This window comes from Planctomycetia bacterium (assembly GCA_034440135.1).
GTDB lineage: Bacteria > Planctomycetota > Planctomycetia > Pirellulales > JALHLM01 > JALHLM01.
Genome location: JAWXBP010000448.1, coordinates 1 through 26377, shown reverse-complemented (window position 1 = coordinate 26377; position 26377 = coordinate 1). Strand labels below are relative to the sequence as shown.

The window sequence follows — 26377 nt, the reverse complement described above, 5'->3', positions numbered from 1 at the left end:
TCAGTTGCCGTCCAATGGAATCGACTTCACTAGTCTTCATTTTCGCTCGATCTCGCTCAGCATGGCAAGCAAGTACACGATCGTTTCGCACTAATTTTGGCCCTAATATCCATGAGGCGCGTTCCGATGCAACCACGTTCGCTGCCGCGCAAATCAAATTCCGAACAACTCGCACTCGATACCGCCGGCCAGTTGTATGGCACCTCGGCCTTTGCTTCTCTACCGACGCAACTTCCCTCGTCGCTGGGCCGGGAAAGCTAACCGCTCCAAGCCAGCGTCCATCCAGCCCGATTGCATCGCGTCCGTCGCCATACGGGCAAAAACCGCGTCGGTCGCGTCGCGCTGAACTTGAACCCTGTTGGCTTCAACCGCGGTCACTCTTGGCGGACCCGCGACGCTAAAGCCGGCCTGCGGCGACGGGAAGCTCGTCCCAAAGTTGTTCCGCACCGCATTCAGGTCGTTCAAGTCGACGATGAAGTCGCCGTTGGAATCCCCAGGAATTGGCCGCAAAATGTCGAGCGTGAAGCTGTCGATTGTGGCGGTTTGCTGAACCGCGGTGGTCGGGCTGGCATGCTGGACCCCCAAGTACAGGTTCGATTCGACGTTCAACCACGGCAATTCGAATGATGGCGACTCGCCACTCGCGACCGGGTGCGCCTGATTCTGCCATGACACAGACCACTTCCCTGCGCGACGCGACAAGGTGAGAGTAACATCATCACCAGGCGCGAAGGCGTTAATCGCCGTTGAATAGAGAATCTCGTCGACGCCGCCGCGATTGATGGCGAGGTGGTAGACGTTCGAATCATGAAAGCCGACGCGCACGGCGTTATCCCACGCCGTGCCGGCATACAGCGTCAGGTTGTCACCGCTGTTCGGCACTTGTACGTTCCGGAAGGTCGCCGTCAGATTCAAGTCGTCTTGCGCAATCCCTTCTTGGAACACGCCTGGCGCTTCCAATACTGCCAGGTTCAGCCCCCCGTTAGCGTTTGATTGCGTACTTTTGAGCAGCAATCTTCCGTTGATCCCTGGCTCCAGGTCCATGTTTGGATCGGTCACCGGCAGGTTGTCTCCGGTACCCGGCAAGCGGTGCGTGAAGCCAGTCCCCACGCTATCCTTATCCAGGAGCGTGCCCGGCGCTGGGGCGTTGAACGACAGATCCACAACCCCCAGCCCCGTTTCGCCGAAGTGATTTCGGACGTTGTTCAGATCGACCACGCCGACGGAGCAGTCGCCGTTCGTATCGCCTGGCAGCGCGCAAGGTCCGGCTTCGAGAACACTTTGCGCTGTACCGATTCCACCGTCATCATCGACACCGGTGAGCGTGAAAAGATAGGCCGTCGACTCCAACGGCGTGAACGTGAACGACTCGCCTGCCCCCACGGCGACTGACTGTCCGTTTCGCGTGACCTGCCAGTGGAAGGCAATCGTATCCAGCTTGCCGGGGTCGTCGGCCAGCGCTTGCAGCGTGAACGGCTGACCGACGTTAATGACGATCGGAATCGCCGTGATCGCCACAGTCGGCGCGACATTGGCCACGGTCACGTCGGTCGCGGCCGCGCCGCTGCCGCCATCATCATCGTTCACGGTTGCGGAGATTGTATACACATCCGCCGGCGTCCCACTGGGGTCGTCGTCGAGGTACATGTGCGTCGCGGTGAAGGTGTGTGCAACGGCATCAACGACCGCATCCGAGGTCGTGCCGTGCCCCCAGTCGATCACAACGCTATGGGTGTCCACTGATGGGACCAAAGTAAACAACCCCGCCGCTTCAGACGTGCTCAGCGCTCGACTGTAAATCCGCACGTCGTCGATCGCGCCGTGGAACGCGAGCGTGTTGTCCGTGCGCATTCCCAAGCGGGCGTGGAGGGGATTGTCAGGAGCATTTTCCGCAACAGTCGGCCCGAACAACGGCACTTCAGCCCCATTCACATAAAAGCGGACTTCCGTTGCGGAACGATACACTGCCACCACATGCGTCCACTCGTGAAGCGCGTACGCATCTGTTTCGGTGTGCCAATCCTGGCCGCCACCATACCGCGGCAAGAACGTCATCGAGGTTGCGCCGGTGTGGCCCGCGGTGTGAATCTCGACGTTGTTCTGGCCTTTAGAGATCAGCATTCCCGCCTGCGCGGGCGTCGATTCCGCGCGGAACCAAAGGCTGACGGAATAGTCAGTGGAGTCGAAGGCGCTGCTTTCCGGTAGCTGAATGTAGTCATCCTCGCCGTCGAATAAAAAGGCGCCGTCCGGAATCCCAAAGCGATCGGCGGTTGGAACCGGACCGAAAACCGTCCCGTCATTGCCAAAACCGCTCAAGTCGGCTACGTCGCCGTTGAAGTCGTAGCGCGCCGTGAGGCCATTCAGCACGTCGAAGCTTGGGTCAGCAATCCGCCCGGTCACGGTCACCGTGCTGCCTTCATCCACAGCGTTGGGAGTGGCGATCAAGTCGACGATCGTCGGGTCGGCGTTACTGATGAAGATGTCTTGGCTGGCGGTCGTCTCGCCGCCGTCGTCGTCGCTGACAGTCACCTGGGCGGTAAAATAGCCGGCCGGGTTATTGTCCAGGTAGGAGTGCGCGACCGAGAAATTGCGGGCTCCGAGCGCCACCGGCAAGGCAGTCGTCTGGCCATCTCCCCAATCGATCGAAACGGTGTGCGAGTCCCCCTGTCCGGGATCGTCGAATCGTCCCGTGAGCACCACCTCACTGCCTTCGAGATAGGCCTCCAGCGGGTCAAGTTGCAGGTTTGACGGGGCCGCGTTCGTGATCGTCACCGTCGTGTCGGCGTCGCTCGCTGCCCCCGCGTCATCCGTTACGCGCAGTCGAAGGGCATATGTGCCGACGTCCGCAATGCCCAATGCAGTCAACTCGGCCCACGATAACAATGGGCCGACTCCGCTGGCGTCGCTGTAGTCACCGTCGCCGTTCAAGTCCCAGGAGTAAATCAGCGCCTGGCCCTCGTCAGGGTCGGTGCTTCCGCTCGCATCAAGCTGAAGTGATTCACCCTCGGCGATTGCGTAGGGGCCCCCGGCGTCGGCACTCGGTGATGCATTGCCAATGTAGAATGTGCGCGTGAAGTCGCCACCTGGCTCGCCGTCGTAGTCACCGTCGAGTGCGTTGCCGGCCAAATCGTGGATTCCGTCCCGGGCGGTGAGCAAGTAGGCACCGGCGCCGAGGGGCGCGTCGAGTGACAGCACCGCCTCGTAGCGATTCCTGTCGGGGTTGAAGAGCCAGTCGATCGCCGCAATGCGACTGCTGACGTCGACGCCGTTTCTCGACAACGTCCAGTTTGCCAGATTAGTGGGACTATGTGGGTTGAGGCTTCCGGCCGCCGTATCAAGTTCCTCACTGAACGATACGACCAACTGAGGGACGTCGAACGATAGATGTTCGGCTTCGCTGATCGGATCAGGCGCCAACAAAACAGGCAACGGATCATACTCGACCAAGTACGGAAAAACTGCATCGTCGACGTCGTTCCAATCGCCTACCTGGCTGTAGTGAATGTGTGCAAAATCCTCTCCCCCACTGCCTTCGTCGCTGCTTGGCTGGTTATGCCCCCAAGCCGTGTAGGCCGTCTGAATTGGCGCCGCGAATTCATTCGGATCCTGCCAAATCCCATCCGTATCATCGATCCACCGCCATTCACCCTCACGAGCTTCGTCCGTAAAGCCAATCAACGCCTGTGAGTGTGGCAGTGCTGCCCCAAAAAAACCGTTCTCGGCAGCACTGGAAATCGTTGCCAAATGCCCGTTCGTGAATCCCATCGGTCGTTCGCGCGTCGTCGCATCTGCATTGGCATCGTGCCAGTCTAACGTGTCCGCGACAAACTCATACGCATGGTCGTTTCCGCCGTCGCCACTGTGCCATTGCACGAATGGTGGTTCAGCAAGTGGAATCAGTCCGGAGGCGACGAATACCTCGACGTTCGAATACTGTGGAAACACAGAAAACGCGCGCGAGAAGTCGCCCCCCAGATGTCCATCGGAATCGCCGTCGATCGGAACTCCATCGACGTCGCGAATTGAATCCAGAGCCGTGAGCTGATAGCTGCCGGCATCCAGGGGCGCATCAAAAGTGATGACGGCTTCGTACTCATCTGAGGTTTGATTGAGCAGCAGCGTGACTTGAGCTAGGTGTTGTGACGCGTCCTCGCCATTGCGGGTCAACCGCCAGTTCTCCGGATTGGTGACGCTTGCCGCACCTGTCGCCCCACCGATCGTGGACAAAGCGCCACTGAACGCAATTGCCAATTGCTCCGGCTTGAAGTCCAATGTGCTGGACTCCGGTACAGGAATCCGGCGGACTGAGAATGGCACCTCGACCACGCCATGCATCGGGAACGGATCTTGAAATGAAACATCGGCAAGATCATTCCAGGTCGGGTCGAAGTCATTGTAATCGCCATAGCCCATCTGAACAAAATCTTCGCCTTCGCCGGTCGGCTGATCTGGCTGCCAATTGGTGTAGTCCGCCCCCTGCCCATCCGCCCACTCGTAGGCACCCTCCTGCCCAGCATCGTTGAGCCCAATCCACAATAGCCGACGACCATACGGGGGTGGACCATTTTGATGCGTTGGGACGAATGTATCCCACACCCAGTTGTTCTCGGAATTGCTATTGATCGTGGCCAAATGCCCTTCGAGGGCGTTTGCCATCGCCTCACCATTCGTCCAATTGCTTTGCGCGAGCAGCAGATACGGATGACGGTTTTGTGGGTTCACGGCCCACTCCATGACCGTCGAATTCAAGGGCACCCGCGGCCCCTCAATCGCAGTGATTCCAAGCGGCTGCACACTCAAAAGTGCCCGTGTCTCCAGGGACTCCATTCGCAAGGTTGTTCCGTTCATGCCTAACCGAGAGCGATAGGAGCTTTGGTCTGGTCCACGACGGTTTCGAATGACGCCGGTGCGATTGGCGAGAGGCATAGAAAGTCCTTGGGCCGATGCGGAATGCGAAATCACGCGCGACGTGACAATGTGGCTAAACGTCCGAACGTGGCCGGGCTACTTGAGAATCAACTAAAGCGATAAAAGGTCCGTAAACTGTGGAGCGGCGCAGCCCCAAGCGTCTGGCGATGCGCCATTTGCCACAGTCGTCCTCCCTGACCGTCGCCACGTTATCGCATCCAAATGCTCAACGCAATGATTTTGCGTCGTACGCAGCCAAGAAACGCCAAGGGGATAGAATTGCAGCCCAGTATGTCAGATTCAGCGCGAGGTCGACAATCGTGCACTTCCCGATCCTGTTCGCCTCGGCATGCTCGCGTCCACGGATTGTCGGCGCCGGCCGGTCCGTCCGCAGAGTTTGGAGAACTGGTGCCGGCATGGGCTTCTAGCTGGGCCACGGACGACTGGGCACGACGGTGCCAAAGAGGCGATAATCCGATTTTGATCAGAAGGTCGTATGGAGACTTTCGATGCGCGTCCCCCACAAACAACTGTCACCCTCCGCGCTCCGCGCCGTCGTCGAAGAATTCGTCACGCGCGACGGCACGGACGACTCCGCCGTTGAGCGGCGCGTCGAAGAGGTACTCCATCAGCTCGACTTCGGTAAGGTCGTCGTGCATTTCGACATGAGAACCAAGACTTGCAACATTCTTCCCGTGGAGGATGCGGAGAATGCAGGCGGTGAGGATCAAGGCATATAGCGCCAATAAGCGACTCAATTTCGACGTCCGTGAGGCGAATGGCACCTGAAGTCGATGCCGACCTGCTTCGGGGCAAGAATGAAAAGGTGCGGCAAGGAGCGCGAGCGACGCAAATTCCGTAGAAACAGGAATCGGTGCCAGCGATCCTTGAACGCAACGCCCGAGATCGCCAGAACCGCAATCGCCCACCAAACGAGGCACTTTACGGTGAGCATCATCTGCACGGCTCGACTATCCCGGCACTATGGCCGTCGTGTCGGCATTGACGCCGTCGACTTGGAAATAAGTGAAGGTGAAACGTTCGGCTTTCTGGGGCCGAATGGCGCTGGCAAGACGACCACGATTCGGATCCTGCTCGGCTTCCTGAATCCCAGCGGCGGAAACGCCTCGATCTTCGGGCTCGACTGTTGGCGACAGAGTCGACAGATTAAACGGGACATCGGCTACTTGCCCGGCGACCTCCGTCTCTATTCCTGGATGACGGGGAAATCCGCCCTGTCGATTGTCGGGAAGATCCGCGGGCTCGACTTGCGTGCCGAAGGCGCCGCGCTCGCGGAGCGATTTCAATTGGAAATGAATGTCAGCGTACGCAAAATGTCCAAAGGCACGCGCCAGAAACTTGGTCTCGTGCTGGCCCGGCCACGGCTGCTGATTTTGGAAGAACCGAGGTCCGGTTTTGACCCGCTGATGTAGGCTGAGTTGGCCCGTTGCCTGCGGGAGCGGGCAATTGCCGGGGCCACGGTATTCTTTTCGAGTCACACGCTCGGCGAAGTGGAAAACCTCTGCGATCGCGTGGCGATCGTGCGCCAAGACCGAATTGTTGCCGACGAATCCTTGCATTCGCTACGCAGGCGGGCGCGAAGAACCGTCACGCTACAGTTTTGTGGATCGGGAAATGGCCGCACGAGCGGTGCTACCAGCTTTCCTCAGGTTAGAAACGTCGTGACGGCGCGCTGTGCGTCTGCGAGCTGCAGGTGTCGCGCCTTTGACTCAACGACGCGATGGCCTTGGCCATTGTCGAAGGACTACCCTTCCCACAAATGCGATGCGCCTTCTAGGCGGTCGTACTCGCGTCATTATTCGCAGAAGCCGCTGCCAACCCGTGTCCGTGCCGAAATCCGTTCGAATCGCGAGTTCCACGTCGTGGTCGAACGAGCCAAAGTTCTCCGCCGGCCGAGAATCGTAGCAGCGGACACGTTCGTCCACCTGGCCGGCCGTTATATTCCGTTGAAACTTTCGCCTGAATTTGCGTTCGGCTGGCCGCACGAATAGACTCACGGCACTTTCGCCAGTGCAAGGATTGCGGTTCGCGGACTGGCACGGATGAGATTCGCAAGAGTTTCGCCGCGATGGCGAACTAATGCTCAGCTGCAGCGTCCCTCAATCACCTACGGAGCTAACCGTGCCGAAGTCATCGGGTCCATTCGCTCGGGGAATCCAGCGGAATCGCTCAACACTCTCCAATATCGGCAGAAATCACGGCGGAACCAGAAGAGATTGGCGTAGTCGGCGTCCGGTGTTAGAGACGTTGGAGGCCAGGCAATTACTCTCGGTAAGTCCGCCGAATGCGGGCGCGGGCTGGAACGAAGTGGCGCCGCAGCACGAGCGGGACCTACCGTTCTTTGTTCCGCCACAGTTGCATTTGCGCAAACTGGACGGGGACCTGCTGACCGGCCCGACGGCTGGCGACCCGCTGCAGATCGCTAAGGCGTACCTGCGCGCGAATGCGCCCACGCTCGGTCTGAGTCAGTCGGACATCGATACGGCGGTGGTGACCGACGAGTATAGCGACGCCCTCAGCGGCGTGACGCACATTTACTTCGCGCAGACGCTGGACGGCCTGCGCGTCGCCAACGCCACGTTGAATATCAATGTCACTGCGGACGGCCGCGTCGTCAATGTGGGGAGCAGCTTCGTCGTAGGTCTGAACAATGCGGCGACGTCGCTGCGCGCCGCGCCGGTGCTCAATGCTCAGCAGGCCGTAGCCGCCGCCGGCGCAGCGCTTGACTTGCACGGCGAAATCAGCGCGGCCGACGCTGCTGGTCCCGTACCGTTCACGAGCGAGCCGGTGTTCACCGCGTTCGGTTATTCGCGCGATCCGATCGCTCCGCGGCAGATCTTCGTCCCCAACGCGGATGGTGGCGTGCGGCTCGGTTGGAACATGCAATTGCGCACGCCGGATGGCCAACATTGGTACGACGCCGCGGTCGATGCCAACTCGGGCGAACTGCTGTTGGCCGCCGACTGGGCCAGCAGGGCTTCTTATCATGTCTTTCCCCGACCCTCTGAAAGTCCCTCCGAACAAGGACGTGTGACCGTCCAGGATCCGCCCGACCCAGTCGCCAGCCCATTCGGCTGGCACGACACTAATGGCGCGGACGGCGCCGAGTTCACCGACACGCGCGGGAACAATGTTTCGGCCCAGGAAGATAGCGACGCGAACGACGCGGGCGGGTTCCGCCCGAATGGCGGTGCGAGCCTGTTGTTCGACTTCCCGTTCGACACCGCGCAGGAACCTGCGTCCTATCGTGATGCTGCGATCACGAACCTCTTTTACTGGAACAACATCCTGCACGACGTGCACTATCGCTACGGCTTCGACGCAGCCGCGGGCAATTTCCAGGTGAACAACTACGGAGAGGGAGGCCTCGGGGAAGATCCGGTGCAGGCTGACGCGCAGGACGGATCGGGACTCAACAATGCCAACATGTTCACGCCTCCCGACGGCCAGTCGCCTCGGATGCAGCAGTTTTTGTTCAGTCTCACTTCGCCGATGCGCGACAGCAGCCTGGCGAACGAGATCATCGTGCATGAGTACGGGCACGGCGTCTCCAACCGTCTCACCGGCGGGCCGGCCAACTCGAACGCGCTAAACTCGCTGCAAAGCGGCGGCATGGGAGAAGGCTGGAGCGACTGGTGGGCGCTGATGTTCACCCAGGATCCCGGCGACACGAAACTGGCGGCTTATCCCCAGGGGAACTACGTCCTGGGGCAGCCGGACAACGGGGGCGGCATCCGCCGTTTTCCGTATAGCGTCGACATGGCGATCAATCCCTTGACGCTGGCCGTGTATAACCAAAGTCCCGAAGTTCACAACGCAGGGGAGATCTGGAGTTCTGCGCTGTGGGACATGAATTGGTTGCTGATTGACAAGTACGGCTATGAGCCGAACATTGCGCTCGGCTACCAGAGCGAAGGCAGTTGCGGGAACCTTCTTGCCCTGCAACTGGTGATGGACGGACTCAAGCTGCAGCCTGCCAATCCCACCTTCACGCAGTCCCGCGACGCGATTCTGCTGGCCGACGAAGTCTTGACCGGCGGGACCAACGCCAAGGAGATCTGGACGGCATTCGCTCGCCGTGGCTTCGGTTTGAGCGCCGACGTCGACGATGGCAATGGAGCTAATTCGCCATTCGTCGTCGAGGCGTTCGACACGCCGGTCTTCGATCTGCACGTCACCTCGACTGTCCCTGGAGAGGATCAGGTGCTAGCGACGCGGCCCACGGTGTTTGAAGTGAACTTCTCACAGGAGTTCAATTCCGCGACGGCCAACGCCAATGATTTCCTCGTTAACGGGATTCCCTCGAACGTCGTCAACGTTGTCGACGCCAATTCGTTGGTGTTCACGTTCGTATCCAGCCCCGTCACCGCCCAGGGGCATCAGGCGATGACAATGGAGGCCGGCGCATTGCAGCGGGCGAGCGATGGCGCCGATTCGCTGGAATTCGAGCGCGGTTTCTTCTATGACACGTTACGACTGCAAGTTGCGAGCACGTCGCCGGCGAACGGATCGAGCGTTGTGCTGCCCTTCACGAGTCTGGACGTGCATTTCAACGAGGCCATCGACGCAGTCAGCCTGGGGATGACCGATCTCCAACTGAACCAGGGCGTGGTCGATAGTCTGGAGTTGCTGGACGCCGACAGCGTTCGCTTCCACTTGAGCGGGCTGAACCGAGAGGGCACGCTGCAACTGACCATTGCTGCGGGCGCGCTGAGTGACGCGTTCGGCAATCCGAGTGAACTGTATTCCAGCAGCATGGAACTCGATTTCGGCGTCGTGCCGTTCGTGGGCGCCTTCACCGCGCTGTCGCCACACGGCAGCTTGGCCTTCTCAGCCGCGGCGCAGGGCATCATCGGCGTGAATGGCGACACCGATTCGTTCACTCTCGAGTTGGAAACGGGCCAGTTGCTCTCCGTACAGGCGACGAGCACTGTCGGATGGCAGCCCCGTGTCGTCGTCCGCGATCCGCAGGGAAGCGTCGTCCTATCGGGTGGCGGCGTCGGTTCGGATCAGCTGCTGCTGCCAGCGGTGAAACTAGCCGTAGCGGGCGTCTATACGTTCGAGGTCGGCGCGCCGACTGACCAGACGGGTGTTTACTCGTTGCAACCGCTGGTGAACGTCGCGCATGAGGTCGAGGAATTCGGCGGCGCGGCGAACGACACGGCCTCGACCGCGCAATCGTTGGAAGCGGCGTTCACCAGCCCGGATGGCACGGCCGAGCGTGCCTTGGTCCTCGGCCGCGCCGCGTCAGCGGGTAAAGCACCGTTCGAAGTCGAACCAAACTCCAGTAACCCCAGTGCAACGGAGCTCAATGAAAACTGGACGTCGCCGTCACGAAGGTTTTATCAACTCGAGATCGAAGCCGCTCAGCATTCTTCTCTCGATGTGGACTGGTATCGGCTAGGCGAATTCCAGGCAGGAGATGTCGTCACCATCGCGGCCGCCGGGGCCGAGTCCGCGCGAGGCACGACGTTTAACGTCGGCGTGAATCTGTACCTGCTTGCGAACGGGTCCATCAACTTCGTGGTGGGCGACAATTTCAGTGGTCCGGGCGCTGAGGGCCTCATCGACCGCTTCACGATTCCGACGACAGGCGACTACTATGTGCTGGCCGACGACTTTGGCTCCGTCGGCACCTACGACCTGAGCTTGCTTGTTGAGGCCGTCGGGAAACCGCCACTCCCCGGCGGGACGGACGTCTTTGAGAGCGAGCCCAACGAGTCGTTCCCGGCGGCTGACGACATTTCGAGTAGTTGGCGCGAGGTCGTTCGTCAATCGTCGACCCGCGGAGCCGTGTCGGATTTCGGCGATCTCGACTTTTATCGCCTGAACTTGAACGCCGGCGATCTGCTCACCGTACAGGTCGATCCCACCTCCGGTTGGTTGCCCTTCATGGAATTGTACTTGTCGCGCGGACCCGCCCAGGCGGTGGACTACAACGAGGACGGCGGCGGTCGCGTGGGTACTTACGTGTTTCGGGCAGCTGTCAATTCGAGCTATTATCTTCACGTCGGGACGGCGGGGGGACTCGGCGAATACGATCTGACACTCTACCTGTCTTCGACGTCACCGCCGGCGGCCGTTGTCGCGGCGCCCGACTACTACTCGATCGCCTTGGCGGCCAGCCAATCGCTCTCACTCGCCGTTGACTCATTGGGTCAAGATTTTGTTCAACTGGAGCTGCGCGACGCGCTGGGCAATGCGCTGGCCCAGGGAGTGCCAGGGAGCGTGGGCGTCGTTCAATCGATCAGCGATTTCCGCGCGCCAGCCGCCGGGACGTATTACGCCGTGCTTAATGCCAGCCGTGGACCGGCCTACCGACTGCTGGTTACACGTGACGTCTCGATCGAACAGGAACTGAATGACGCGACGGCCGAGGCCCAGGATGTCGAGTCGCGGGCCGTTGCGGGCGCGCAGCGTTTGTTCGGTCGCATCGCCCCGAATAATGCAGAGCGGATTGCCTTCAACGAGTTGCCGTTTCAACCGGTTGACGGACTGGTATTCAATCAAGTCACGTTCGACTTCAAAGTCGGCGGCAACGATTCATTGGATGCCCACTTCAACGCAGTTGGGCCGGGCGCGACGAAGTTCTCCGATGGGATTGGCATCGAAGGGACTTCCGCCGGCGTGTTGACGCTTGATTTCGCTACGCCGACGACGCGGCTGGATTTCGCCGTCTTGCTGAACACGCTGGGAGTCGTCGCTGATGGAGTCGTGGTGGACCTGTTCGACGTGCAAGGATCGCTGATCGCCACGGTTCCGGTGGAATTGCGTGACGAGGGATTCTTCTATGCCGAGGCGCTATTCGCCTACCAGGGCGCTCCCGTGTCCCGCGCCGTGCTGGACTTCAACGAAGTGTCCGGCTCGCGATTCCTGCTCGACAATCTGACCTACGAGCTGGGTGACGACGTGGATTTGTACACCGTGACTGTCGTCGAATTGGGAACGCTCGTCCTGGAGACGGTCACGCCGGGCGACGCCGCTGGGAGCCCCCCAAACGCGCTCAATCCGCAGTTGCGACTGCTCAACGCTGCCGGCAATGTTGTCGTCGCAGACGATGATTCCGCCGCTGACGGCCGCAACGCCCGCATCGGGTTCACGATTCCCCGCGGCATCAACACGTACTACGTGGAGGTCTCGTCCTCGCCGCGTAGCTCGTACTCTCAAGGGGATTACCTGCTGAAGATCGGCAATCCGTCGCAGATCCCCGCCCCGTTCGCCGTCAGCTCGGTCACGCCCGGCGATGGCGCGCGGTTGCGATTCGCCCCCGCGTCGGTCGAAGTCAGGTTTAGCGAGGGCTTCCTGCTGGGCTCAGTCAACTCCGGCGATCTCGAAGTGGACGGCGTGCCAGCCACCAACGTTACCATCGTACATGGCGCCGCCGTTCGTTTCACGATTCCCGCTGGGTTCACGGAAGGCGTCCATCAGATCACGCTTGTCCAGGGCGCATTGGAGGATTTGCAGGGCACGCCACTCTCCGCGTTTTCCAGCCAGTTCGTCCTGGATGCGACGGCGCCGCGAATCGTCGGCTCCTCCGTTGCGCCCGGCGATGCTCTCCCTTCCGGCGATGCGACGCTCGCCATCACGTTCGCTGAACCGATGCGCGTCGATCAGTTGACGGCGGACGATTTGGAACTGTTCGCGCTCGGTGCTCAGCGAATTGTGGCCCCGCAGGAGATGTCGTGGGACGCGACCGGCATGGTGCTGAGCGTCACCTACGCCGCGCTCGCTGAGGATTCGTATCGAATCACGCTCTTTTCACGAGACGGGGCGTTTGAAGATCTAGTCGGAATCAACATCGACGGCGAGTCGGGCGCGTTCCCATCGCCCCCGGGTGTGTCCGGCAACGGTACTGAAGGAGGCGACTTTGTCGTCAACTTCGCGACCGACACCGGCGTCGGCGCGTTGGCCGTACCCCTGCAAGCCGTCGGCCCGCTTGGCAGTCAAGTTTATCGAGGAAAAACCGCGGGCGTGCTCGGCTTCGCGAACGATTTCGACGCCTTCGAGATCGCGCTCGATGCGCGTCAGTCGCTGACTGTTTTGGGACAAGGTGACGGGCTCACGACGGCCATCGCGTTGGTGCATCCATCGGGCGCTGTAATCGCAACGGCCACGGCGCCGGCTGCGGGCGGTGAAGCCGTCCTCCGTGTCGCGCCGATCGGCTCCGCCGGGGTGTACCGCATCGTGATCAACGATGCTTCGACCAGCACGGGCAATTATGCCATCACGGCGGTCTTGAACGCTGACGTAGAACTGGAGCAACACGGCGGCAATCTCAACGATACCCGGGCGACGGCCCAGGATTTAAATGGTGCCTTCGTGGACATTGGCGGTGAGTCGCTGGCCAACGTAGTAGGTCGGTACAATCGTCCCGAGGGCTACCTGCCGACGGAGGTGGAACCGAACAACACGCAGGTCGCGGCGAACCTCGCCACTGCCAATTTTGTTGATGCCAAAAACCTCTACCAACTCAGTATCTTGGGAAATTTGTCCGTTCGGTCCGGCGCTGATTGGTTCGACATCGGAGGGATGTCGAATGGCGACGTGCTGACGGTCAGTATTGCCGGCCTCGGTTCCGGCCGCGGCACTTTGAGCGCTGCACAACTGGAGTTATACGCCGGCTCGGCCGCCGCCCCCCTCTTGGTCGCCACCGACTACTCGTTCAGCGGTTCCGGAGGGGACGCATTGATCTACCGCCACACCGTCTCGGGAGCGGGCCGCTCCACGGCTTATTACGTCCGCGTGCCCAGTGACGGCGTCAACTTTGGCAGCTATGAACTTACTGTATGGCTCGAAAACAACGGGGGCAATCCGCGCACGGACGGCCAGTTCACCGCCGAAGTCGAGCCGAACAACGTGATTACGGCGGCCAACGTCGCGTCTCAGGCTTGGCGCGAAGTGCAATACAAGTCAGCGACGGCCGGCGCCACAATCCCGAACGACCGCGATCTGTTCGCCTACAATTTCCAAGCGGGCGACCTCGTCACCACGATTGTCGACGGCGGACAGAGCACCGATACGACCTTCGTTTGGCGGAATGAAGCTGGCGCGCAACGCGCGCTCGATGACGGTTTTGCCGGTGCTGGATTTGGTCTTTCTTTCGCATACGGCATGCGTATCCTCGCCAGCGGTTGGTACTACCTGGACGTCGGCGCCTACAACAGCGGCAGCTACACGGCCAACGTCTACCTGCAAACCACGCAGGCGCCCCCCACGCCGATCGCCACCAGCGACTACTACCGAGTGGATCTGGCTTCTGGCGAGTCGCTCGCCATGGCCGTCAAGGCGCTGCGGGGAGTCGAATCCGAGCTTTCGATCGAGAACGACCTGGGCCAGTTGCTTGTCACTTCAACGCTGGAGTCCGACACCTTTGGCACCACGATTCCGGAATTCGTGGCACCCCAGGCGGGCGTTTACTACATCGTCGTCCATGGATTGAGCGGCGAGGAATACACACTCACGCTGCTCAAGGACGCCGGACTCGATCTTGGCGCCAACAATGGCCTCGCAGAGGCGCAGACTTTGCCGACATCTGGGACGGTGATTGGAGGCGTCGCCGCGACGGCCTCAACGCGACTGTTTGCCGCGGCGCTGGACGGCCGCAACTTGATCGTCGAACTGGATCCATTGACCGGGACCGAGATCCGCCAATTCGCCGTCCCCGATGGTGCCGCTCAAGGACCCGACGGACTGGCCTTCAACGGCATGAGTCTGTTCTATCTAAACGGTTTTGGCACTGCGCGGCTCTATGAGCTGGACCCGGATACGGGCGCGATCATTGACGTCGATTCTGTGACTGGCGGCAGTTTCGACGGACTGGCGGCGTTGGGAGGCAAAATCTATCTCGCGGACTACGCTACCAGCACCTTCTATGAGTTCGATCCGACGAGCGATCAATTGACTAAGACGATCTCGCTTCCTGGTCTTGGCTACTCCGGCGGCTTGGCGGGCGCCTCGGACCCTGACCGCTTGGTGGCGACAGTTGCCTTTGGCAGTGCGATCGTCGAGATCGACCCAGCTACCGGCGCCGTGACGCACACCTTTTTGACTAACGCTGGTGGCTACGGGGGTGTGGCGATCGTCGAGAACGAAATCTATTTGGGCATCGTCAGCGGCTTGCCGCGGATCGACGTCTACTCACGCGAGGGTGTTTTTCAACGCATGATCGCCGTGCCCTATGCTGTCGGCGCGTTGGGAGGCGACGCCTCTGCGTCGATGGACGAAGACTGGTTCCGCGTGGAACTGCTGCCCGGCAAAGTGCTCGACCTTGCCACGCGAACGCCCGGCGACGGTGCCGGAGAGTTCGTCAACGCGCTGGACCCTCTTTTGGAGTTATACAACGCCAATGGACAGCTTGTAGCCTCGGGCGACAACAATGGCCACGATGGACGCAACGCCATGCTGCGATTCGGCAGCGTCGCGGGCGGCGTGTTCTACGTGCGGCTCGCCGCGGTCGCCGGTCGCGGAGAATACGTCCTCGACGTGCGGCAACTCAATATCGCGCCGGGCGACACCAACCTCGACGGCAGCGTGAACTTGGACGACTTGAATGACGTGCGAAACAACTTCGGCGGCGTCGGCGTAGGTGACACTTTTCCTTTCGACGGTGATGTCGACATTGAGGACCTGAACGCCGTGCGGAACAACATGGGTTCCCAGTCCGCCCCTGCGACGGTGCGTCGAGGCGTGTCAGCGTCGCCGATTCGGCCGACGGCAGCCGCGATTGATGCCCTGTTCGGCGCGTCCAGTCGTGCTCCGACCATTGCGGCGAACGACGAACTGTTCGCCCTCCTGGATCGGGATTACCAAACTACAAACAAGAAGCGCTTTGTAGCGAGGCCAAGAATGGAGCGCTAAATCGACCTGCGCGTCCGTTAGTCGGCCATTGTTCATCAGATCATGTTCGGACCTCATCCCTGGGCGCAGGTCCTCGAGTTGTTCGCCGAGGTGCATGCAGAGCGGTCGACGATCTTGGAACGAGTGACGGTGTCGTTCCGATTCGCGAGGATGGACGTAGGAGTCGCAATTCGTGTCACGGAACAGTCGTCCGGGCCGTGTACCACAGCCGCTGCAAGGACAACGGCACAGACGCGCGTCCAATCCCAGAGCCGTCCGAAGCAGCTTCTGGATTCGGAGTTTCCGCTGGCTCCGCGACCGAGGGAGAGCTGCTGCCGTGAACGAATTGCCGCACGATACTGTTAAACCCATCGCTGTCCGTCGCGAGCTAGTTGAGTTTGGCTTAGAGTCATTGTAATGTCGATGGCGATGCCTCCCTCCGTTTCCGCTCTGCCTACAGGTCCATCGTCCTCTGCCTGGCGGCAGCTATTTCGCTTCGCCGGAGATCCCCTCGGACTGCTTGACGAGTGCCATCGGCATTACGGAGATGCGTTTACACTCCACATTGCCGGGCACGGCCAGTTCGTGATGCTGTCCGACCCGCAAGCCGTACGCGAGATCTTCCAGGCTGATCCGGACATCCTCCACTCCGGCGAGGCGAACACTCTCTTTACTGCTACCGTCGGCCGCAGCTCGGTCTTGGTACTGGACGGGGCGCCACATCTGCGGCAGCGTCGGATCTTGGTTCCGCCGCTAAAGGGCGAACGGATGAGAGTCTTTTTTGACGCAATGCGGCTGGAGACGCTCGAAGCCGTGCGCTCCTGGGCGACTGGGACGCCATTTCCCACACTTCCGGCGATGCGCCGAGTCACGTTGCGGGTCATTCTTCGGACTGGATTGGGACTGCTGCCCGGCTCCGAGTTGGATCGCTTCGAGCGAAAAATAGAGGCGTTCTTGTCCAACGGCAGGCAGCGGTATGCGCTGGTGCTCATGACGATTGTGCCGATCGAACGCTTAGCGGGGTCGCGTTGGGTGCCACTGTTCCGTCAATTGAGCGATCTGGACGACGATATCTTTGCGCTGATCTCGGCAAGGCGGCGCGGCGACCGTAATGTGACGGGCCAAAACGTACTGGACGATCTCCTTGACGCAAAATACGAGGACGGAACGCCGCTCGTGGATCGCGAAGTGCGAGACGCCCTCATTACCATCCTCATCGCCGGACATGAAACGACGGCCCTGGCACTTTCCTGGGCGCTTGCGGAAATCGCGCAGCACCCAGACGTGGTTGACCGACTGTCCGATGAACTTATTCGCGTGACTGGTGGCGGACCGCCCGCGGCCGAGCATTTGCCGGCACTGGAATACCTCGATGGCAGCGTCCGCGAGAGTCTACGGCTCCGTCCTGTGGTGCCGTTTGTCGTGCGCAAGACCATGCAGCCAATTTCGATCGCCGGCCGCGAGTATCCAGCCGGCGTGGTACTGTGTCCCTGCTCGTATTTGGTACACCAACGCGAGGATCTCTATCCGGCCGCGGGCGAGTTCCGACCGGAGCGTTTTCTGGAACGCAAGTATGGGCCGCACGAGTGGTTTCCCTTCGGCGGAGGCAACCGGATTTGCCTTGGGATGCCGTTTGCGCTGTACGAGATGAAGGTGCTGATCGCTACGCTGCTGAGCCAAGTCCGACCAACTCGTGCGAAGGATGCTTGCTCTAAGGCGCGGCGTTACGGGATCGTCCTGGGTCCGGATGATGGCGGGCGCATCGTTGTCCAACGAACTCGTCCGGACAACTAGGTCGGTGCGGCGGATCAAATCAGACCAAAAAGGCCAAACGTATTTCGTTATGCGTTCCGGGTTGCGTATGCCGGTTGAATCCAACTTCGCCGCGATGACACGGACAAAAAGCCGCGATGTCAGTCCTTACCTGAATCCTGCTTGGACGGATTTCAAACACGATCAACCGTCGAATCGAGTCGCTACTCACTCGGTTCTCGAATCCAGTTGGCGCAGCCGTGTTTCTTTATCAGTGTCACGCCGCGGTCATCGAGAATTGTGTGGTCCGCCAGTATCACGGCGACGGCATCAGTTTTCAAAAGTCGAACGACATGCGCGTCGAGCGCTGCGTGTCGGGAGATAGCGCCGGACCGGGGCTGCACTCGGGACGCAGGTCGCAACGAGAGGTCATGCGCGAATGCGTGGCTCGCGGAAATGGCGAGGACGGTTTGTTCCTTTGCTAGCCCGTACGGCATGGGCTGTTCGAAAAGAACGTGTTGGAAGACAAGGGGCGTTTCGGGATCTCCATTGGACATCGAGACAGCTACACACTATTGCGCGACAATCTCGTCCGGCTTAATGGCGAGGATGGCGCACTGTGCCGGAATGAAAACGGCCGGCATGGCCGCGCACCACAATCGGTTGGAGAACAATTGCATTGAGGACAATGTTGCCCGAGAAAGCGGTGGGGATTCGCGTGCGTGGTTCCACGCGCGGGCTGATGTTTCGCAACAACATCGGCCGCAACACGCGACCGATGGATGAACAGACCCAAGCAGTCGGCATCCTGATCGAGGAAGATGCCGGCTGACAGCCGGGCGAAGTGACTTTCGACGGCAACGACGTGCAAGCGAAGGCGACCGTTGATGATCGCAGATCGTCGACGCCGCGAGACAACACCTGCAACTAAGCGGAGCCCACTATTGATCTTTGGCCGGCGGGGGATCGCGGAGTCGGTTGCGTAGAAAGTAGTGCTGATTTCCCTGCCACGGTTTCGTGCAGAGGTCAACGTCGCCGTCTTGATCGACGTCGGCCGCCTTGGTCTCGTGGCTGGGAATCCCCTCGCAGATCACGTGTTCGGTCCACGCCCCGCCATGGCCGTTACGGTTTTCCCAAATGAAGGCGCGCTGCTGCGCGGCCTTGGTCAGTGGACCGCTGCCACTGGAGATATCCGCATCTCCGTCGCCATCAAAATCCGCTACCGCCAACGCGTGAAAATCTTGCCCGGTGTGCTCGGCGGTGACTGGGTGGTACGTCCATGATTTTGCCCGACCTTCATTCTCGAACCAGAAGACGCGGCAATCCTCGAAATCGGCTTCGGATTCGACGACATCGAGATCCTGATCACCGTCGAGATCGATGACCCAGGTCTTGAGGCAGAGTCCAAACGGCCCGGTCCGACCTCCTCCGGGGAGCTCGAATGCCGCGTGTTCATGCCAGCTTTTGCCGCGGCCATCGTGATTTTCGAACCAGGCATTGCCGCGCACGACGTCTTGATCTCCGTCGCCATCGAGGTCGCTGACGCCCCGCGGATCGACGCCGCCGTGGATACCGTCGCCAATCAGTCGTTGTTGCCAGCGATCTCGCGGATTTGCCGGAATCTCGTACCAGGCCAGGATCGGATGCGCGGCATCGTTGCTCAACGCCACGACGTCGAGCCGCCCATCGCCATTGAGGTCGGCCGCGACGTTGTCGTGGCAACTGATGGCGCCGTTCTGGAAAAACTCAAAACGCGCGTCGCGCGGGTTGCCGGGATTGCGATACCAGGCCGTGCCAGCGACTTGGTCGACCCAGCCGTCGCCATCGACGTCAAAGGCCGTTCCTCCGACGTCCGTCTTCGCCCCTGCGCCGATTTCATGCGCAATCCACTCCTTGGGATTCCGAAACTCATACCACCGCATTTCGCCGTGCTGACCGACGATCCAGTCGAGATCGCCGTCGCGATCGACGTCCGCGAGCGAAGTCTGCCCCAACTCGTTGCCCCACGCCGCGATGGGATGGACCTCGAAACGCGGCATCTCAGCAGCGCACCGATCATTGATTAGCCCGAGCAAAGTTGTCAGGCCAGTAAGTGACATTTTCAAGCGTCGCATATGCTGGCTCATTCGGCATCGATGAGGAAGAGGTTTTTCAATTCGTCGTCCGACGGCTGACGACCGTATTCGCAGACTTCGAAGGCCTCGACATGGCCGACACGTTTCGCGCCGTCGGCGCCGTACCATTTTGTTAGCGCCGCTCGAAAAGGCTCCGCATCAAAACGCTTGGCATGCGCGGCGCGTACTTCACGTCGCCGGGCTGCCTGGCCTTCGTCGGTGGCAGGCAAGAGTTCCGCCGAGCCGAGCGCCCCGCCCTCGTAGAACTGCGAGACGATGACATCCAAGGCGTCGAGCTTTTGATTGAGAACGTCGTCGATACTCACCGTGACGTCGGCTTCGAACGGCGTGGGCTTTTGGAATCGATCCGAATAGAACAAGAACGCCGGGTTCTTTTTCATCGGCGGCGTATCCGGACAAATGAAAGGCACCATCACCATATAAGCCGAGTCCTGCACGAGGACGCCGGTGTAGCGATGATCGGGATGGTAGTCGTTCGGTCGCGGCCCTAAGACGATGTCAGCGTTCCACTCGCGAATCAGGCGAGTGATTTGCTTGCGATTCTCAAGATTCGGCTCTAATTCACCGTCGTGAATGTCGAGCACCTCGGTACTGATCCGCAGGATGCGGGCCGCTTCCGCCACTTCTGCAGCGCGCCGCGTGGCCAACGGACCGCCCGCGTCGCGCCAGTGTCCAATATCTCCGTTGGTCACAGACACGAACTTGACGTGATGCCCAGCCGCTGCCCAACGCGCCGCGACGCCGCCGGCCTTCAATTCGCAGTCGTCGGGATGGGCTCCAAAACAGATAATCCGCAGCTTGCCGTCTTCAGGCGGTACGGCGGGCCGTGTCAGCTGTTGCGCGATGCGCGTCTCGCCGTTCGCGCCAGATGCTTGAACGGCCAGGGTGTTTTCGAGCGCGTTGGCTTTCGCCGTTCGCACATTCCAATGGATGCCCGTTTTCGGAAGTAGTTGCACCGCCGCTACGACGCCGCATACGCCCAATGCCAGGCCGAGGAAAAATGATGATCGGTGCCACATTGGTCAATTGCTCCGAAGCGTTGAATTGCGCTGAATGAGGATGGCAGTATACCGCCCGCTAGGACGACAATCGAGCTTCGCGGAAAACTTGCGGTACGCGACAGGGGATTGCCGACCGTCATGTGAGACTTGCAATCGATTCGAAGCGGCTAACATAATAAAGGTCCACCATTGGCGAACTCAATCCTCACCTACCACCAGTTTCCTTCGATTATGACGCATCACCGGTTGTCGCGCTTTGTTGGTCCGGCCTTGAGCCTATTGACGTGCTGGTTTGGCATCTCGATGACAACCGGCACGTTTGCCGCGGAGCCGAAGATGGCTGGTCTTAAGGTGGGCGTCGCGGCCGCCGAATTTGCGGCCGACGATTCGATGGTGATCGCCGGCGGCATCGGGCCTGGGAAGGCGGTGGGACAGGAAGGCCAGTTGCGGGCCGTGGCCGTGGTGCTGGAGCACCCGACGAGCGGACGGTTCGCCGTCGTGGCCTGCGATTGCTTGTTTGTCACGCGCGCGATGGTGGACGCTGCTTTGGTGGAAATTGAAAAACGTTGTGGCATTCCGCCTACGCATGTGCTCGTCAATGCCACGCACACGCACAGCGCTCCGAGCACGACACGGATCCATGGCTACCACGCCGACGAGAAGTTTGTCCGCAACGTGAAACAGGGCATCGTGCAAGCGGTCGTCGAGGCATCGTCGCGGATGCAAGCGGATTGCAAGTTTGGCTTTCATCTCGCGGAGGAAAAAACAGTCGGCGAAAACAGTCGGTTGCGATTGGCCGATAACACGATCTACTGGGTCGGCCCTCGCGACGATGCCGTGGGGCCCACGGGACCTTTCGATCCGCAATTGCCTGTGCTGGCATTCCGTGGGCCGGATGATCGATTGTTGGGCGTGATCTACAATCACTCGACGCACACGATCGGCAGCCTGAAGCCGCAAGTGCGTTCTCCATCGTTTTATGGCCTCGCCGCGCAGCAGCTGGAAGTCGAGTTAGGGGCCACGGTTTGTTTTTTGGAAGGCGCATCCGGTTCGACGCATAATCTCGGGGCCGTGACCACCGCTGAGGCGGTGGAACGCATGCAGGGGACGATTCGCGATGCGCTCCAAAAGCTGGAAACGCGGCCGGTGGATCGGATCGTGTCGCTCAAGCGTCCGTTCACGTTCCGAGTTCGGACCTTCGACGAAGCGGTCGAGGACGAGAAGGTAGTTTCCTATTGCCGCAAGCGCATGCCGGCGTACGCCGACACCACAATCGACATCTTCCGCCAGATGCGCAAGGAACTGAAGCCCTTCCAAGGAGAAGATCGTCAGACCTGGATACAAGTGTTAGTCGTCGGCGACGTGGCGCTTTGCGGCGTGCCCGCCGAGTTTTTCACGCAGCTCGGCATGGACATCAAATCGCGTTCGCCATTCGCGCACACCTACGTGGCGGAACTCGCGAACGATTGGATCGGCTATCTGCCCGACGAGGAAGCCCACCGCTTGGGCGGCTATCAAACCTGGACGGGCCATCACAGTTACGCGGAACCGGGGACGGGCGAACGCGTCGTTGACGCCATCGTCGAGCTGCTTCGTGAGGCCTCGAACGAAACGGGGAATCCCTAATGCCTTATCTCTCCCCGATTGCGAGCTTGCTTTGCGCGGCCAGTTGTCTCGTTCAATCGCCATTGTGTGCGCAAGAACCGGCATCTGGCCCGCGATCGCCAGCCGCTGAAGCGGCGACGTTTCAGTTGGCGGATCCAGCCCTGGTGATTGAGTTGGTCGCGAGCGAGCCGGATGTGACGAGTCCGGTGGCCTTGGCGTGGGACGCCGATGGACGCCTGTATGTCGCGGAGATGAACGATTATCCCGTCGGGCCCGAAGCGGGGCGCATCCGAAGGCTGGAAGATCGCGATGGCGACGGACGTTATGAAACGGCAGTGGTGTTCGCCGACAAGCTGCGGTTTCCCAATAGCGTGTTGCCATTGCGCGACGGGGTATTGGTCACCGCGGCGCCCGAGTTGTTGTGGTTGCGCGATCGCGACGGAGACGGACGTGCCGAGACGCGGGAAGTGATCTACACGGGATTCGGCGAGGGCAACCAGCAGTTGCGAGCGAATGGATTGACGTGGGGGCTCGACAATTGGATTTACGGCGCGAACGGACGCAATGACGGCGACGTGCGGCGCGTCGGCAAGGAAAGCGATGAGGCCGTCTCCCTCCGAGCCAGCGATTTCCGTTTCCGACCAGATTTCAGCGAGTTTCAGGCCTTGCCAGGACAGAGCCAGTTTGGCCTGGCCAAGGATGACTGGGGCGGGCGATTTTTGTCCTGGACCACGATTCCGATTCGCCACGCGCTGTTGGATGAGGCCGCGGTGAGGAAAAGCTTGCGACTGAGCGCTCACGCGATTCGCGACATTGCCGATCCCGCTGACACCGGCGAGGTGTTTCCCATTGCGCCGCGTCCACAGACGTTCAATGCCGAACGCACCGATTACTACAACGCGCTCTGCGGACTAACGATTCTGCGCGGCGGCGCATTGGGCGAGGAATATCGCGGCAACGCGTTTGTCGGCGAATCACTGACGAGCCTGGTACATCGCCGGATACTTGTGCCGGAGGGCCCAACCTTTGTATCCAAGCGCAGTGAGGAACGAAAAGAGTTCCTCGCAGCGGCAGATCCCTGGTTTCATCCGGTGTTTTGCACGACTGGCCCAGACGGCGCGCTCTATGTTGCCGACTTCTATCGCCGCTGGGTCGAACATCCTCAGTTTGTGGCGAACGAAACGCAGCGAGAGCAAGTTGATTGGCGCGAGGGGGCGGAACATGGTCGGATTTGGCGCATTCGACAGCGCGACAGTGCAGCGCGAGCCGGCGTCGGCCCGCGACTAAGCAGCGCCGCAACGGAGGAGTTGATCCGCACGCTGGAACACGAAAACGGCTGGTTTCGCGACACCGCACAGCGTCTACTGGTCGAACGGCAAGACCGCACTTCGATCCCTCTATTGCGCGCCATGTGTGCACATGGGCGAGTGCCGCTAGCGCGATTGCACGCCATGTACACGTTGGAAGGCATGACTGCCTTGACGAACGCCGATGTGGCGGCCAGAGTTGTCGATCGCCATCCCAGTGTGCGCCGCCATGCCTGGCGTTTACTATCTCGATTGGAAAACGCCGATGCATTCTGGAAGCGATTGAGCACCGCGATACCGCTGGAACACGATCCAATCGTGCAGTTCGAGCAGGCGCTGTTGCTGAGAATGACGAAAGGCGCGGATAGGGCGCCGCTACTCGCCGCGATGAGTAGGAAATCCGGGACTAGTCGTTGGGTGTGTCTCGCGATCTCCGCTGGCATCGTGGACTGTGCGCCTGAGTTCCTTAGTGAGTTTGCCAGGGCAACGGACGATCAACAGACCGCGCTAAAAGACGAACAACTGGAGTTATTTGAACAGGCGGCCATGATCGCGACGGAGCGCGAGAAAGTGTTGGAGCGAAACGTCCCCATGGAGCTACTGACAGCACCAGCGACGTCACTCGCGCCGGATGCTGAACGAGCTATCTTCGTTGGGCTGGCGCGCGGTCTGAGCAGTCGCCAAGAATCGCTGCGGCGGTACATCCAGTTGCCGTTGGCGGGGCAAGAAGCTCAAGCCACGCGACTGGCGTCGTTGGTGAAGGCAGCACTTAAGAAAGCGCTAGCTGGCGATACGTCGGCCAATGACCGAATCCTGGCAATGCAGGCTGTCACACTGGGCGGTGCGCCCGCCGAGGTTCGCGCGTTATTGCCGTTGCTGAGTCCGGCCCAGCCGCAATCCATCCAGTCCGCGTCGGCGGTAGCACTCAGCGAAGCGGCTGACCCGGCGCTGGCAGCGGAGCTATTTGCTTCCTGGAGTGAGTACTCCACGTCGACGCGTCAAACACTCGCGGTCGCGGCGCTCCGATCTCCCGTCGCCGCGACCGGACTTCTCGCCGCCATGACGGAAGGGACGATTTCCGCCGTCGAGATCGATCCGACCACCCGCGAAGCGCTGCTCCACCATCCACAGGTAGCGATCCGCGCCGCCGCGGAGCAAGCGTTGACCTCGGCCTGGCCAGAGCCGCGCCAGCAGGTGCTTGCGGACTATCAAGTAGCGGTCACGCTCACAGGCGTCGCGCGTCACGGCGAACAACTTTTTCGAGAACATTGCGCCAGTTGTCACGTCCTGCGCGGCGTCGGACGGCGCGTCGGCCCCGACCTGTCTGGCGTCAATTCGCGGTCGAAGGAGAACTTGCTGAAAGACATCCTCGACCCAAGCCAGCAAGCCACGCCAAACTACTTGAGCTACTCCGCCATCGGCACGGATGGTCGCGTGTTTACAGGTCTTGTGTCCGCCGAGACGCCGGAATCGGTCACGCTGCGCCAGGCAGAGGGAATTGAAGTCACGCTGAAACGCGAGCAGCTTGAATCGCTCAACGCCTTTGGAGCATCGCTGATGCCAACAGGATTTGAGCAACGGCTTTCAGTACAGGATGTCGCCGATCTCCTGACATTTCTGGACACGCCTTAAGTACGAGGTTGGGCAGTTGAGAGCCCGGTCCGTTCAGCGACATTGACAAGCTAGGACTGCAAACGGCGCTGTCAGCGAATTGAACAGGAAAGCGACGATTTCTGTTGCATAGCATATGGCAAAAGCCCCTTGGCGACGGTGAGTGAGTCGAAAACTTGCAATGCTGCAATTCGCGTTATTGACCGGCGAGCGGACTATGGATCTTGCCGATGGGCTTCGCTGGACGCCGCAGAGCGAACATGGCCGAGGCAATGCGCCCCGAATCGTTCCGCGCTGCCATGGTGGTTGTCAATCTGCTGCAGGTTCGTGACTGGCAGTGGAATAGCCTTGCCTCAATTCAACACTAACCACAGTCAGTCGTCGCGTTAAACATGAGCGTCACGGGAATCTCATAGGACTCCCGGGGTTTGCGCCTGGATTGACCGAAAACAACGCGCCTGGTACAGGCGTTGCAAATAAGCGTATAGTCTCTACCGCTGGCGGAGAGCGGCTTTTTTGCAAACGGGAACTTGAACGATAGGCCGGTCGGTTGCTGTACGGCAACATGGAGCGTTAGCGTTCCGCAACGCATGCACGGATAGACGACTGGCAGAATGTGGGGCATTACGGTGGCAGGAAAGCCGACATCGTACTTAATGTCGCCACGCAATAATCCGTGCTCATTTCGATGCAGCTTCATTTCCCTTGTCTCAACACGCCCAGATCATTCATCAATGCTGTGGAATATGCGCATGCAGCAACAGGATGGAACCAGGCATTGCGGCCCCGATGGCACGGCGGCACGCATTTGCCGCCGTTCCGAATGCTCGATGGGTAGATTTCGCTCTGACCTTTGCGTCGCTACCGACGCACCCTCGCCCGTCGCTGCGACGGGAAAGCAATCCGCTCCAAACCAGCGTCCATCCAGTCGGCTTGTATCACGTCCGTCGCCATACGGGCAAAAACCACGTCGGTCGCGTCACGCTGAACCTGAACAGTTTTGGCGTCAACCGCGCTCACTCTTGGCGGCCCCGCGACGCTAAACCCGGTCGGGGGAGACGGGAAGCTCGTCCCGAAGTTATTCCGCACCGCGTTCAGGTCATTCAAATCGACGATGTAGTCCCCGTTCGAGTCTCCTGGAATCGGGCGAAGAATGTCGACGGTGAAGTCGTCGATGGTGGCCGTAAAGGGATGCGGGTTG

At 60.4% G+C, this 26377-nt stretch carries 12 protein-coding genes; 8 read left to right on the top strand and 4 right to left on the bottom strand.

Annotated elements, in window-relative coordinates; all coding sequences use genetic code 11:
* Positions 1-219: 219 nt before the first annotated feature.
* Positions 220-4722, bottom strand: coding sequence for a LamG-like jellyroll fold domain-containing protein (locus SGJ19_25970; GenBank protein MDZ4783711.1), 4503 nt, complete (start codon positions 4720-4722; stop codon positions 220-222).
* A 695-nt stretch (positions 4723-5417) separates the two neighbouring features.
* Between SGJ19_25970 and SGJ19_25965 the strand changes: the two genes are divergently transcribed.
* The 6 genes from SGJ19_25965 (at position 5418) to SGJ19_25940 (ending at position 18349) form a co-directional block, all read left to right on the top strand.
* Positions 5418-5648, top strand: coding sequence for a YheU family protein (locus tag SGJ19_25965; GenBank protein ID MDZ4783710.1), 231 nt, complete (start codon positions 5418-5420; stop codon positions 5646-5648).
* Positions 5649-5855: 207 nt separating this feature from the next.
* Positions 5856-6341 (top strand): ABC transporter ATP-binding protein, encoded by a 486-nt coding sequence (locus SGJ19_25960; GenBank protein ID MDZ4783709.1) that lies wholly within the window; start codon positions 5856-5858, stop codon positions 6339-6341.
* Between the two features lie 823 nt (positions 6342-7164).
* Positions 7165-15786, top strand: a complete 8622-nt coding sequence (locus SGJ19_25955; protein MDZ4783708.1) for a M36 family metallopeptidase — start codon at positions 7165-7167, stop codon at positions 15784-15786.
* A 396-nt stretch (positions 15787-16182) separates the two neighbouring features.
* The gene (locus tag SGJ19_25950) at positions 16183-17559 is read left to right on the top strand and encodes a cytochrome P450 (protein ID MDZ4783707.1); all 1377 of its coding nucleotides are present in this window, start codon (positions 16183-16185) and stop codon (positions 17557-17559) included.
* Positions 17560-17693: 134 nt separating this feature from the next.
* A complete protein-coding gene (locus SGJ19_25945) occupies positions 17694-18002 on the top strand; it encodes a right-handed parallel beta-helix repeat-containing protein (protein MDZ4783706.1) in 309 nt (102 codons plus the stop codon).
* Positions 18003-18205: 203 nt separating this feature from the next.
* Positions 18206-18349 (top strand): hypothetical protein, encoded by a 144-nt coding sequence (locus tag SGJ19_25940; protein ID MDZ4783705.1) that lies wholly within the window; start codon positions 18206-18208, stop codon positions 18347-18349.
* A 109-nt stretch (positions 18350-18458) separates the two neighbouring features.
* Here the strand turns inward: SGJ19_25940 and SGJ19_25935 are convergent, their stop codons facing one another.
* Together SGJ19_25935 and SGJ19_25930 are read right to left on the bottom strand one after the other, a co-directional pair.
* Positions 18459-19631 carry a VCBS repeat-containing protein gene (locus SGJ19_25935; protein MDZ4783704.1) on the bottom strand — a complete coding sequence of 391 codons (1173 nt, stop codon included), beginning with the start codon at positions 19629-19631 and terminating at the stop codon, positions 18459-18461.
* A gap of 8 nt (positions 19632-19639) precedes the next feature.
* Positions 19640-20671, bottom strand: a complete 1032-nt coding sequence (locus tag SGJ19_25930; protein ID MDZ4783703.1) for a PIG-L family deacetylase — start codon at positions 20669-20671, stop codon at positions 19640-19642.
* Positions 20672-20842: 171 nt separating this feature from the next.
* Here SGJ19_25930 and SGJ19_25925 point away from each other — a divergent pair, with 171 nt between their 5' ends.
* Together SGJ19_25925 and SGJ19_25920 are read left to right on the top strand one after the other, a co-directional pair.
* Positions 20843-22279 carry a hypothetical protein gene (locus SGJ19_25925; GenBank protein ID MDZ4783702.1) on the top strand — a complete coding sequence of 479 codons (1437 nt, stop codon included), beginning with the start codon at positions 20843-20845 and terminating at the stop codon, positions 22277-22279.
* The gene (locus SGJ19_25920) at positions 22279-25197 is read left to right on the top strand and encodes a PVC-type heme-binding CxxCH protein (GenBank protein ID MDZ4783701.1); all 2919 of its coding nucleotides are present in this window, start codon (positions 22279-22281) and stop codon (positions 25195-25197) included. Before SGJ19_25925 ends, SGJ19_25920 begins: the two co-directional genes overlap by 1 nt.
* A gap of 840 nt (positions 25198-26037) precedes the next feature.
* Here the strand turns inward: SGJ19_25920 and SGJ19_25915 are convergent.
* Positions 26038-26377: hypothetical protein (locus SGJ19_25915; protein ID MDZ4783700.1), on the bottom strand; the 340-nt coding region annotated here is incomplete at its 5' end.

Bases quoted from the DNA above. Each gene is read 5' to 3' on its own strand.
- SGJ19_25920 (MDZ4783701.1), top strand. From the start codon at position 22,279: ATGCCTTATCTCTCCCCGATTGCGAGCTTGCTTTGCGCGGCCAGTTGT.
- SGJ19_25935 (MDZ4783704.1), bottom strand. From the start codon at position 19,631: ATGCGACGCTTGAAAATGTCACTTACTGGCCTGACAACTTTGCTCGGG.
- SGJ19_25940 (MDZ4783705.1), top strand. From the start codon at position 18,206: ATGTTGCCCGAGAAAGCGGTGGGGATTCGCGTGCGTGGTTCCACGCGC.
- SGJ19_25930 (MDZ4783703.1), bottom strand. From the start codon at position 20,671: ATGTGGCACCGATCATCATTTTTCCTCGGCCTGGCATTGGGCGTATGC.
- SGJ19_25965 (MDZ4783710.1), top strand. From the start codon at position 5,418: ATGCGCGTCCCCCACAAACAACTGTCACCCTCCGCGCTCCGCGCCGTC.
- SGJ19_25950 (MDZ4783707.1), top strand. From the start codon at position 16,183: ATGTCGATGGCGATGCCTCCCTCCGTTTCCGCTCTGCCTACAGGTCCA.